Genomic DNA, 11,567 nt, shown 5'->3' with positions numbered 1-11,567 from the left:
TAGCGAAATAGGATACTTTTGCACCATTTTAAGCGTTTTATCTATTTTAGGTGCACCATGTTTGTTCAATTATTGTTACAGCACGTATCAATTTTGTTAACTCCAAAGTGGTATATTCGAATATTATTTGCTTTTAAGTTGTTGAATAATAGTAAATAAAATGCACTAGGGAAGTGTGTCTTGTCTATTGGCATTCTCCTTGCTGACTTAAGGTATACCCGCAGTTTGGGAGTGAGAGGAATGAATAAACAGTCAACAGCTAACTACAGTCAATTCGGTCATACAATAGGCAATGTGAGTTTAGTCGGAGCCGGTCCCGGAGACCCTGACTTACTGACTATAAAAGCGTTACGAACCATCCAACAGGCTGACGTGATTGTTTTTGATAATCTGGTGAGCAAGGCTATAAGAGAGCTTTTCCCTATCGATACGCCTACGATTTATGTAGGAAAATCAAAGGCCTGTCATAGTGCTACTCAAGATGAAATTAATCAAATCCTGGTGACATTGTCTTATCAAGGTAAAAAAGTGTGCCGATTGAAAGGTGGAGATGCATTTGTATTCGGGCGAGGCGGTGAAGAGATGCTTGAGCTGCTCACTGCAGGTGTTGATGTTGATGTTGTTCCTGGTATTACCGCAGCGTCTGGTTGCACCACGTACGCTGATATCCCTTTAACCCACAGAGGTTTGACACAAGGGTGTACCTTCATCACGGCTCACGCAGGAAAAGAACTCGAACACAATTGGCAAGCGTTAGCACAACTCAATCAAACACTGGTCGTCTATATGGGCGTATCGAAATGTGAACTGGTCATGGAAGCATTAATTGGCCATGGCCTCGATAGCCTCACTCCCGCCGCTTTTATTGAGAAAGGGTGTACGTCCGAGCAACGAACCCTCATCGGTACCTTAGGGAGCTTAAGTGACTTGAGAGACAAAAATAATGTTGTCTCCCCTGCACTTATCGTGATTGGTGAGACGGTTGCAGTCGCTGGGCAAGTAGATCAATTGAGGCAGCAAATGTTGGAATCGGTAGAGCCATTGCCATTGACCGCTTAGCGCCATAAAAAACACATTCAAATTATAAAATTTAAATTAAAGACAGGAAGTAAGCCATGAGTAAACAAAGGATTGTTGTAGTTGGAAACGGGATGGTTGGTCATAAGTTTATTGACAACTTAATTGCCGCAGAGCGTTCGGATATTGATGTTATTACCTTTTCAGAAGAGCCGAGATTGGCTTATGACCGAGTGCAGCTGACTTCTTACTTCGAGGGAAAAACCGTCGAAGATTTATCACTTACCGACGAAACCTACTATGAAGAAAATGGTGTGAAATTTGTCGTTAATGAGAAAGTCACTCAAGTGGATACCAACAGCAAAAAAGTGATCACACAAAGTGGTCGAGAAGAAGCCTATGACAAACTGGTATTGGCGACGGGCTCTTACCCATTTGTTCCTCCTATTCCGGGCAATGACTCAGAGCATTGCTACGTATACCGAACTATTGAAGATCTCGATGCGATTGAAGCGGGCAGTAAGGTCAGTAAGAGTGGTGTTGTCGTTGGTGGTGGTTTGCTGGGGCTAGAAGCGGCGAATGCAATCAAAAACTTAGGACTAGAAACTCATGTGGTCGAGTTTGCGCCAAGATTGATGGCGGTTCAGCTAGACGAGGGTGGTGGCGCGCTATTGCGACGCAAAATCGAAGCTCTTGGTGTTGGCGTGCACACAGAAAAGGCCACCACAGAAATCGTTGCTGGTGAAATATCTAGGTACCGCATGAACTTTGCTGACGGCAGCTTTTTAGAAACCGATATGATCGTGTTTTCTGCCGGTATCCGTCCTCAAGATGAGTTGGCTCGTGGTGGTGACATCGCCATAGGTGAACGTGGTGGCATCAGTGTAGATAACCATATGCTGACGGACAAAGAAGATGTCTATGCTATTGGCGAATGTGCCTTGTGGGATAACAAAATTTTTGGACTTGTTGCCCCCGGATATCAGATGGCCAAAGTCGCGGCGCAGCATATCCTCGAACCTACCGAAGCCAGTGAGTTTACGGGTGCAGACATGAGTACCAAGCTTAAGCTCATGGGCGTTGATGTCGCCAGTATTGGTGAAGTGCACGGTCAAACACCGGGCGCGCAATCATACACTTATCATGATGAGATTGATCAAGTCTATAAACGTCTTATTTTGTCTGAAGACGGGTCAAAAATCGTGGGCGCGGTATTGGTTGGTGAGGCCGAGTCTTATGGAACATTGCTGCAAACCAAACTTAATGACATGCCGTTACCGAGCAACCCGTCTGTATTGATTCTTCCTAATGCTGCAGAGGATGAAGGCGCAGCTATGGGGATTGAAGCACTTCCAGACGGCGCCCAGATCTGTAGCTGTTTTGATGTGACCAAAGGGGACATCAAACAAGCGGTTGCCGACGGTTGTACAACTATGGCTGCATTAAAGGATTCAACCAATGCGTCCACCGGCTGTGGTGGATGTAGTGCGCTGGCCAAGCAAGTGCTCGATAGCGAACTTGCTAGTCTAGGTGTAGAGGTAAATAACGACCTGTGTGAGCACTTCGCTTATTCGCGTCAGGAGCTGTCCGACATCATTCGAGTCAACAAAATAAAGACCTTTGACGAGCTTCTAAATTCTCACGGAACGGGGCTTGGTTGTGAGTTGTGTAAACCTGCGGTCGGGTCAATTTTGGCTTCATTTTGGAATGACTATGTGCTGCAAAGTGAGCATATGGAACTGCAAGATACCAACGACATTTATCTTGGAAACATGCAGAAAGACGGTACCTACTCAGTTGTTCCTCGAGTTGCAGGTGGCGAGATCACTCCAGACAAACTTATTGTGATAGGTGAAGTAGCAAAAGAGTTTAACCTCTATACAAAAATCACTGGGGGCCAGCGGGTTGACCTGTTTGGTGCACAACTCAATGATCTACCCGTAATTTGGCGTCGATTGGTGGAGGCTGGATTTGAAACTGGCCATGCCTATGGCAAATCGGTGCGAACCGTTAAGTCATGTGTGGGTAGCACTTGGTGCCGGTTTGGTGTGAAAGACTCAGTTGGCTTTGCCGTGGATATTGAAAATCGATACAAAGGCTTGCGTGCACCACACAAACTGAAATTTGCCGTATCGGGCTGTACCCGTGAATGTGCCGAGGCACAGTGTAAAGATATAGGCATCATCGCCACCGAAAATGGTTGGAACCTCTATGTGTGTGGTAATGGAGGGATGCGACCACGCCACGCCGATCTATTTGCCACGGATCTGGACGATGAAACCTTGATCAAATATGTCGACCGCGTATTGATGTTTTATGTGCGCACCGCAGACAAGCTGCAGCGTACATCTGTGTGGTTAGAAAACTTAGAGGGCGGCTTAGACTATCTAAAACAAGTGGTTATAGAAGACAAATTGGGCATCTGTGATGAGCTTGAAAAAGAGATGGCAGCCAGTCTTGCGAACTATCAATGTGAGTGGAAAACAACCATTGAGTCTCCAGAAAAACTAAAACGCTTTAGTCACTTCATTAATAGCGATCAGCGCGATGAAAAACTAAAATTCATCAGTGTCCGCGACCAGTTAATCCCTGCAGATAAGGTGGACGAATACGCTGAAAATGCCATAGAGGTGGTTGAACTTACCTAAGACCGATCACAACTAAATTTGTTGAGTGCCAATTGACCAAGATTGGCACTCAAATACCCATTATCGATGACTTCTAGAAACAAGGAAGATAAGGCCCAGCCTTAATAAGGAGAACTACTATGCAAAACTGGCAAGCTGTATGCAGCGTAACTGATTTAGCGCCCAATGTTGGAGTGTGTGCATTAGTCGAAGGTGAGCAGGTCGCAATATTCAACTGTACTCGTACACAATCGATTTATGCGATTTCAAACTATGACCCATTTGGCAAAGCCAATGTGTTGTCTCGAGGACTAATTGGTGGCATTGGTGACCAACCACACGTCGCGTCACCACTTTATAAACAGCACTTTAACCTAAAGACTGGTGTATGTTTGGAAGATGAATCAGTCGTCCTCAAAACCTATCCGGTAGAGATAAAAGATGGCGTAGTCCATATTGCCTTCTTGGAAGAGATCGCAGCATAGACCGCAGATACTAATACTTAGGCTCTACCGTTATTCGGTAGAGCCTTTTTTTTGTTTTGCGCTCTTCATTCATGTTTGGTTCACTTTTGATTAGGTATACTCACTACAAGTTATCTCAAGATGAAAAGCCTATGAATTCAATACTTAGACACCTATGTGCGGTTTTTATCGCTTCATCAATGCTGTTTTCGACAACGACGGCCTTTGCCAAGCAAGGTCACGAGTTACTGCAAGACGTGGTTTCTCCAGATACCAAAGTTGAGATCGAAGAGGGACAGGACAAAGTGTATAACGCGGTTAAAAATGGTGAGCTGCGCCCTTTCTCCGAACTATATGCGGTGGTAGAAAGTCAACTTAAAGGTCGTGTGATAAAGGTCGAGCTTGAGAAAAATCGCAGCGGTTGGGAATACGAGCTAAAGTTGGTTGAGGGTGAGCAAGTCTTTGAAGCTAAGTACGATGGTGGCACCTTAGAACTGTTAGAGTTAGAAGGAAGAGATCTTATAAACTTGATAAAGCGACCAGTAACACCATGAAAATTCTAATTGTTGAAGATGACCAAGCGCTATCAAACAATATTGCTCAAGTGATCGAAGAGAACGGGTGGACGCCCGACGTCTCGTTTGATGGGATCGACGCACTCTATCGTGCAACGTCAGAAGAGTGGGATCTAATTATTCTCGACTTGGGCCTTCCAAAACTAGATGGCATGACCGTGTTAAAAAGTTTGCGCAATGAAGAAATCCATACGCCAGTTATTATTCTCAGCGCACGGGGTGCATTATCGGAGCGTGTTGAGGGACTCAACTCTGGCGCCGATGACTACGTGACAAAGCCCTTTGAGAATTTGGAGCTCATTGCTCGCGTTCGTACTCATTTACGCAGAGCATCAGGGAACACATCTCCGGTGATTTCATTAGGTGATCTCAGCTTGGATACACGCAGTTCCAAAGTGCTGTGGCAAGGCGAGGCTGTGGCGCTTACGGCATTAGAGTACAAGGTGGTCGCGTACTTTGTGCATAACTCTGAAAAAGTGATTTCAAGAACAGAGTTGGTTGAGCACATTTATAAGCAAGACTTTGATCGAGACTCCAACACCATAGAAGTGTTCATTGGCCGTATCCGTAAAAAGATCTCTCCAAAAGTATTTCAAACAGTGCGAGGTCTGGGTTATCGACTCAATGTTGATGCGTAATCTGAAAAAAGTGCAGTGTATGGAGCCAATGTTTGATGGCTAAATCTTCTTTACGTGAACGTCTAACCCACATTGGACGTAAGCTTACTCCCCGCCATCTTAGCCTAAAACAACGTTTTTATGCGACGACGCTTTTATGGTTAGCCTTACTCGGCGCAGTTGCCGCTGTTGCGATCCCAACGATTGTCGACCTTTTCTTGAGGCAAAACAGCACCGAGCAATTGGAGCTTGTGTATGACGATTTATTGGCGAATTTAGAGTGGGATGCAGAAGGTCAACTGCACTTAACGGGCAATGTCAGTGACGCGCGATATCAACAGCCTTACAGTGGATTCTATTGGAGAGTCGCCGCGAATGATCAGGTGCTTCGTTCGAGATCATTGTGGGATACAGACATAACCCAACCCGAAGAAAAATCTCACAACAGTCGTGAGAACGCCCAAGCCTCCACATATTGGTATGATGATGACGACCCAATTATTGGGGCTAAAGGTGAGGTACTAATTGCACTTTCAAAAACCATCACACTGGTAGGTGATAGCGCGCCAGTATACGTTATTGTGGGTATAGACGAGGAGCCATTGGAACTTACGGTACTCAAAATCTCCAGTTCGATAGGGTTTATATTAGTTGCAGTCGTGTTGGGGTTATGTGCGGTATTGTTTATCCAATTAGAGTGGACCTTTAGGCCATTAAAACAGCTCCAAAACAGCGTAAACGATCTCGAAAAAGGCAAAGCCAACTCTGTAGTAGGGCGTTATCCGAAAGAAATCATGCCGCTTGTGGACGATCTTAATGCGCTGCTGTTTCACTATCAGGATCTACTTGAACGCTCCAGACATCATGCTGGGAATTTGTCCCACGCGTTGAAGACACCTTTGACTGTGCTCAAGCAAGACGCTAGTAATCTAAGCCCTGATGTTCGAGCGCCAATTTTACAAAGCATTGCACAGCTCCAAACTCACATTGAATACCATCTTGCTCAGGCTCGCGTGGCGGGTGCAAAAAATATACTTGCGGTAGAGTCCAATCCAAGCAATGTCGTGGATAGTCTTTCTATGGCATTTGACAAGGTCTATCAGCAGCGTGACATATTATTGGTTAATGAAGTCGATGACGAACTGAGGCTGGCCGTTGATGAGCAAGACCTCAACGAAATCATTGGCAATATTATTGAAAATGGCTACAAATGGGCAACGACTCAAGTGCGGGTATCGGCCTCCAATGTTGGTCAACATGTCACCATCAATGTAGAAGATGATGGGCCAGGGGTGGATGAGAAACAGTGCCAAGAGCTTGCGACTCGCGGTCGTCGGTTTGATGAGACAACGTTAGGCAGCGGGCTAGGATTGTCGATCGCTAAAGTGGCAGCAGAAAGTTATTCAGGTCAGGTGGAGTTTAGTCGCAGTCAGCGTGGCGGATTGTGTGTCGCTGTTACATTACCCTGTAAATAAACAATCTCTCCAAACCAAAAAAACGGCAGCTAAATTCGCTGCCGCTAAACCTTTTAAGTTAAAGCGCTAAAATGCGTTCTACTTCAATCTCTGGTGTTTTACCGCCTTCAAATTCGCCATAGATTCGAACGTGAGTATCAGGCGTTAATGTCCCTTCAAATCGTGCTCGTTTTTCGAGCTCTACTTGTATCTCGCTTTCACCATCACTAAAAATATACGTATCTTCGTTTAACTGTTTGATGAAGTAACCTTCGACGATGGCGTCTCTTTCTGAGAAGAACCCTGTGTCTTTAAGAAGCTCAGAAATTGGAGTCAATTCTGCAGGTCCTGCAAATTCAATCTGTGCCCTGTGGCGTTTGTCGCCATCGTCATCCCCTTTAGCGTAAGCGCTCGCCGTTGGTAAAATGATAAGAGCTGCTGCAATGGCGGTAATCGTATATTTAATCGTTTTCATAGGTTTTTCCTCACCGTTTGGTTAACGAGGTCTATTAAAACGCAGTGCGATTGAATCAGTGCTGAGTAGGACGTTCATATTCCATTCATCTATCATCAACGCATTGCTTTGTACAATAAACCAACGGTGGGGAGCCTGCGAAATTTGCTTTGATGTCGAAAGATATGGTGAGATAACACGGAGCCTTACTGGTCCTCTCGTTGCTGACTAAGTCACCGTTTTTCGCACAATTTGGCATGATATTTCTCTATTTTTACCGGGCCAATACTTAATTTTAACCAATAATTAAAACGTGAATTTAAGGAATTAGTTTGAATACTAACGATTGGTTCGGTAACCTAGTTAGGACATTAAGAGAAAGGAAACTCATTATGAACTACAAAATGCCGTTAATTCTAGCGGCTGGACTTCTATCGACACAGGCTCATGCGAGTGAATGTGGCACAGTAACCATCGCCGATATGAACTGGAACTCAGCCAGTGTCATGGCCAATGTGGACCGCTTTATTCTAGAACACGGTTACGACTGTGATGCAGAGCTTATCCCAGGTGACACAATGCCGACCGGCACTTCAATGATCGAAAAAGGGCAGCCTGACATCGCTCCAGAGCTTTGGAGTAACGCGCTAAAAGATGCCTTAGATCGCGGTGTAGAAGAAAAACGTATTCGTTATGCAGGTAAATCACTCATTGACGGCGGTGAAGAAGGTTTTTGGGTTCCAGCTTATCTTGTTGAGAAGCACCCAGAAATGGCAACTATTGAAGGTGTAAAAAAACACGCGAAATTGTTTGAACACCCAGAAGACCCAGACCGTTCTGCATTTTACTCTTGCCCAGCGGGTTGGAACTGCCAGATCAGTGCAGCAAACTTGTATCGTGCAATGAATATGGAAGATGCAGGCTTTGACATTATTGACCCAGGTTCGGCAGCAGGCCTTTCTGGCTCTATTGCGAAATCGTACGAGCGTGGTGAAGCTTGGTTGGGCTATTACTGGGCACCGACTGCAGTATTGGGTAAATACACTATGGTCAAAGTAGACTTTGGCAGTGGCGTTGATTTGGACGAGTTTATTAACTGTACCACTCAAGCTGAGTGTGACGATCCAAAACCAACGATGTACCCACCATCACCTGTGCATACCATCACAACTGAAAAGTTTGCGGCTCGTGCACCAGAAGCGTATGAGTACTTCACAAAGCGTGGCTTTAAAAACAACGATATGAACCAAGTGTTGGCATGGATGGAAGATAACCAAGCCAATGGTGAAGAAGCCATGTACCACTTCCTAGAAGAGTACCCTCAAATTTGGCAAGAGTGGCTACCACAAGATATCGCACAGAAAGTGCAAGACGCACTGTAAATATTTTAGAGCGGTAACATTCCGCTTTGGTTGTACACCAGGGCCCTCACGGGCTCTGGTCGTTAAAGGTTGTAAATCATGTCCGATACAAATTGGCTGAACGAATTTCCAGAAATGAATCGTGAAAGCCTACGAACTATTCGTAAAACACTCGACGGTGCATACCGTGATTTTTCTCGTGAATATGGCGAGATGATCGAATCTTTCTTTGACCCACTGCTTAGTTTTCTAGTCTGGTTTGAAAAACTACTTCTCTCTACACCTTGGGTTATTGTGTTAGCCATTTGTGTTGCATTGGTGTATGCCGCTAGTCGCTCGTGGAAATTGTCTGTGAGCTGCTTTGTTTCTTTATTGCTGATCGGCTACTTTGGCATGTGGGAAGATACCATGCGAACGCTGAGCATCATTACTGTGTGTACCATGCTAGCTATAGTGCTAGGCATTCCTATTGGTATTGCGATGGCGCGATCCAATCGCGTTCAGTCCATTGTGACGCCACTATTAGACGTGATGCAAACGATGCCAGCATTTGTGTACTTGATCCCCGTGGTCATGTTGCTAGGCATTGGCAAAATACCAGGATTGATTGCGGTAGTAATCTACGCAATTCCGCCGGTAATTCGATTAACCAACTTAGGCATTCGCCTCGTTGACAAAGAAGTGCTAGAAGCTGCGCAAGCATTTGGTGCGAGTAAACGTCAACGATTGGTCGGTGTGCAACTACCTTTGGCAATGCCAACTATTATGGCTGGGATTAACCAAACCATTATGATGGCACTGTCGATGGTTGTTATTGCATCTATGATCGGGGTTAAAGGGTTAGGGCAACCGGTGCTTAAATCCATTACTAACCAGTACTTTACATTAGGTCTTCTAAACGGCTTGGCGATTGTGGCACTGGCGATACTGTTTGACCGCTCCTCACAAGCTTATGCAAAACGTACCCAGGCGCACTTAGGAGATCTTAAACATGACTAAGCCTCTCATTGAAATAAGTGACCTGTACAAAATCTTTGGACCGAAACCTCAATCGGTTGTCGATCGAGTAAAATCTGGTCAAAGTAAAGAGCAAATTCTCGCTGAAACCGGCCACACTGTCGGTTTAAAAGCGATAGATATGAAAATTAATAAAGGTGAGATTTTCGTGATTATGGGGCTTTCAGGCTCTGGAAAATCGACCATGATCCGTCACTTTAACCGCTTAATCGATCCTACTTTGGGAAAGATATTGGTTGAAGGTGTGGACGTAATGGAACTGTCCAGTAAAGAGTTGGAAGAGTTTCGCCGACAAAAAATGTCGATGGTGTTTCAGCGCTTTGCGCTTTTGCCGCACAGAACGGTACTAGAAAATGTCGCGTATGGCCTAGAGATCCAGGGTATCGCAAAAGCCGATCGTCATGCTAAAGCGATTGAGTGGATGGAAACGGTTGGACTGAAAGGTTACGAAAAACAGTACCCTGCGCAATTGTCCGGTGGCCAACAACAACGTGTTGGACTGGCTCGTGCTTTAGCCACCGATGCAGAAATACTACTGATGGATGAAGCATTCTCGGCGCTAGATCCACTGATTCGTAGTGAGATGCAAGACCAATTGATCGAGCTGCAACAGAAACTGCACAAAACCATTATTTTCATTACACACGATTTGGATGAAGCGCTTCGCTTAGGTGACCGTATAGCGATCTTGAAAGACGGTGAATTGGTCCAACAGGGCGCACCGGATGAGATTTTACTCAGTCCGGCTGACGATTACGTTGAAGCCTTTGTTAAAGATGTAAATCGCGCACGTGCACTGAGTGTTGAGAATGTAATGCAACCGCCAGCGTATCGCATTACTGCAACCACCATCGAAGAAGCGCTTAAACAGATGAAAGGCGTGAAGCAGGATTACGCGTATCATGTGACTGACGAAGGCTATCAAGGCGTGGTCACGCGTGAAAGCCTAATCGATGCACAAAACGATGAACAAAAAGATCTAGAGCAAGATATTTATGAAGAGGTGCCTACGGTATCGGCTGACTCGTTCATCGAAGAAGTATTGCCTGAATCACTCGTCTCTGATTATTCATTGCCAGTTGTTGATGAAGAAGGTAATTTGCAAGGCGAATTAGAGCGTAGTGCAGTGGCCGAAATATTTACTGACTCTACCGATGAACAATCAACAACCAATAGTTCGCAAAATGGAGACCTTTCTAAAGACAAGGAAAAATCTCCGGCGAGCTAAGGTCCAAAGCACCTGAAAATCAATAGGTTGTGATTGCCTTAAGCATCACAACCTATTTGTATAGGTAATGAAAGAGAACCGACGTGAATAATATTGAAGAAGTTTTAGTCGCATTAAGACGTGTGATTAGAGCAACAGATCTACATTCGAAGCATCTATCCAAAACAACAGGTCTGACTGCACCTCAAGTATTGTTGTTGCAAACATTGCGTGACAAAGGATTGCTCACCAACGGTGAACTGGCCAAAGAAATGAGTTTAAGTCAGGCTACCGTAACCTCTATTCTAGATCGACTTGAAAAACGCGGATTCGTCGTTCGTGAACGGTCTAATACCGATAAGCGCAAAGTACACGCAATCCTAACGCCATTGGGTCGAGATACACTGTTTGACGCACCTATTCCCCTACAAGAGCACTTTGCCAGTCAATTTAGTGATTTGCAGAGCTGGGAACAGACGATGATAATTTCGTCGTTACAACGTATCGCTTATATGATGGATGCAGACCATATTGACGCATCTCCTGTGTTGGATATTGGTCAACTCGATCGTCATAGCTCTGCACCTGATAAGACAGACTGACACGGTTTTAACTCTTAAACCGGCAACAGATGATTTTTCATGCGCCGTTTCGTTGGATATTTGACCAATCAAACGGTTGAGTCTCTCAATTGCACCACAAAATCGCCTAATCCTTCTCATCGTCTTGATAAACTTAAACTAATTGGGTTTCTATAGGTTAATCGACACACCA

At 45.0% G+C, this 11,567-nt stretch carries 11 protein-coding genes; 10 read left to right on the top strand and 1 reads right to left on the bottom strand.

Annotation, left to right across the window (positions count from 1 at the left end; translation table 11 throughout):
* Positions 1-240 precede the first annotated feature (240 nt).
* From cobA to JQC93_RS11500, 6 genes are all read left to right on the top strand, one after another.
* Positions 241-1,059, top strand: a complete 819-nt coding sequence (gene cobA, locus JQC93_RS11525) for a uroporphyrinogen-III C-methyltransferase (protein ID WP_205158589.1) — start codon at positions 241-243, stop codon at positions 1,057-1,059.
* A 56-nt stretch (positions 1,060-1,115) separates the two neighbouring features.
* Positions 1,116-3,665 (top strand): nitrite reductase large subunit NirB, encoded by a 2,550-nt coding sequence (nirB, locus tag JQC93_RS11520; protein ID WP_205158588.1) that lies wholly within the window; start codon positions 1,116-1,118, stop codon positions 3,663-3,665.
* A gap of 119 nt (positions 3,666-3,784) precedes the next feature.
* Positions 3,785-4,129: a nitrite reductase small subunit NirD gene (gene nirD, locus JQC93_RS11515; protein WP_205158587.1), complete on the top strand. Its 345-nt coding sequence runs from the start codon at positions 3,785-3,787 to the stop codon at positions 4,127-4,129.
* A 131-nt stretch (positions 4,130-4,260) separates the two neighbouring features.
* Complete coding sequence (locus JQC93_RS11510) at positions 4,261-4,662, top strand: PepSY domain-containing protein (RefSeq protein WP_205158586.1); 402 nt, start codon at positions 4,261-4,263, stop codon at positions 4,660-4,662.
* Positions 4,659-5,321, top strand: coding sequence for a response regulator transcription factor (locus JQC93_RS11505; RefSeq protein WP_205158585.1), 663 nt, complete (start codon positions 4,659-4,661; stop codon positions 5,319-5,321). Before JQC93_RS11510 ends, JQC93_RS11505 begins: the two co-directional genes overlap by 4 nt.
* A 35-nt stretch (positions 5,322-5,356) precedes the next feature.
* Positions 5,357-6,775 (top strand): ATP-binding protein, encoded by a 1,419-nt coding sequence (locus tag JQC93_RS11500; RefSeq protein ID WP_205158584.1) that lies wholly within the window; start codon positions 5,357-5,359, stop codon positions 6,773-6,775.
* Positions 6,776-6,833: 58 nt separating this feature from the next.
* On the opposite strand, the gene JQC93_RS11495 is transcribed toward JQC93_RS11500, so the two are convergent.
* Positions 6,834-7,229 (bottom strand): YgiW/YdeI family stress tolerance OB fold protein, encoded by a 396-nt coding sequence (locus JQC93_RS11495; RefSeq protein WP_205158583.1) that lies wholly within the window; start codon positions 7,227-7,229, stop codon positions 6,834-6,836.
* 371 nt (positions 7,230-7,600) lie between these two features.
* Between JQC93_RS11495 and JQC93_RS11490 the strand changes: the two genes are divergently transcribed.
* The 4 genes from JQC93_RS11490 (at position 7,601) to JQC93_RS11475 (ending at position 11,395) form a co-directional block, all read left to right on the top strand.
* A complete protein-coding gene (locus tag JQC93_RS11490; RefSeq protein WP_205158582.1) occupies positions 7,601-8,590 on the top strand; it encodes an ABC transporter substrate-binding protein in 990 nt (329 codons plus the stop codon).
* A 78-nt stretch (positions 8,591-8,668) separates the two neighbouring features.
* Entirely contained in the window at positions 8,669-9,568 is a 900-nt protein-coding gene (locus tag JQC93_RS11485; protein ID WP_205158581.1) for an ABC transporter permease, read from the top strand.
* Positions 9,561-10,814 carry a quaternary amine ABC transporter ATP-binding protein gene (locus JQC93_RS11480; RefSeq protein WP_205158580.1) on the top strand — a complete coding sequence of 418 codons (1,254 nt, stop codon included), beginning with the start codon at positions 9,561-9,563 and terminating at the stop codon, positions 10,812-10,814. The genes JQC93_RS11485 and JQC93_RS11480 overlap by 8 nt, the downstream gene beginning before the upstream one ends.
* Positions 10,815-10,897: 83 nt before the next feature.
* Positions 10,898-11,395, top strand: a complete 498-nt coding sequence (locus tag JQC93_RS11475) for a MarR family winged helix-turn-helix transcriptional regulator (protein ID WP_205158579.1) — start codon at positions 10,898-10,900, stop codon at positions 11,393-11,395.
* Positions 11,396-11,567: the final 172 nt, after the last annotated feature.

This window comes from Vibrio ulleungensis, assembly GCF_016900875.1.
Lineage (GTDB): Bacteria > Pseudomonadota > Gammaproteobacteria > Enterobacterales > Vibrionaceae > Vibrio > Vibrio ulleungensis.
Note: the sequence above shows the minus strand (reverse complement) of the source record. Positions and strands in the feature narration are given on the sequence as shown.